This window comes from Pseudoalteromonas sp. GW168-MNA-CIBAN-0100 (assembly GCF_040309225.1).
Lineage (GTDB): Bacteria > Pseudomonadota > Gammaproteobacteria > Enterobacterales > Alteromonadaceae > Pseudoalteromonas > Pseudoalteromonas arctica.
In genome coordinates, this window is sequence record NZ_JBEOOL010000174.1 from 1 (window position 1) to 397 (window position 397).

The 397-nt window shown below is 35.5% G+C and carries 1 pseudogene; it reads right to left on the reverse strand.

From position 1 onward, the window contains the following. Positions 1-121: 121 nt before the first annotated feature. A pseudogene (locus AAEY62_RS20580) lies at positions 122-397 on the reverse strand (tetratricopeptide repeat protein); the annotation flags it as partial.

The window sequence follows — 397 nt, forward strand, 5'->3', positions numbered from 1 at the left end:
GCCAAAAAGCAAATCATTAGAAAAGCCCCTTTAAAACCATAATAACTAATGGTGCTTAATGTATTACTTTAAAGTGCTGAGCTTAGGTAGCTCAGCAAAATAAATATCAATAAAAAAGGCTCTAGCCTTCTTCTTCTACCAGCGACTCTAGTAGGTCGTGTATTTCTGCTTTAAGCTCTTTATCAGAAATTTTATTAGCGCTGATTTTAGCATCTTGAAGGTTTTTAATTGCAGCCTCTTTTTGGCATAATTCTAACTGCAAAGTTGCCATAGAAAATGCAACCGACGACATATGATCTTTAGAGTTAATGGCTATCGATTTTTTTAATGCTTTTTCGTAGCCTTCAATTGCTTCCTCTAATTCTTCGGTAAAATCAGCCAGCGTTTCCCATTGTAC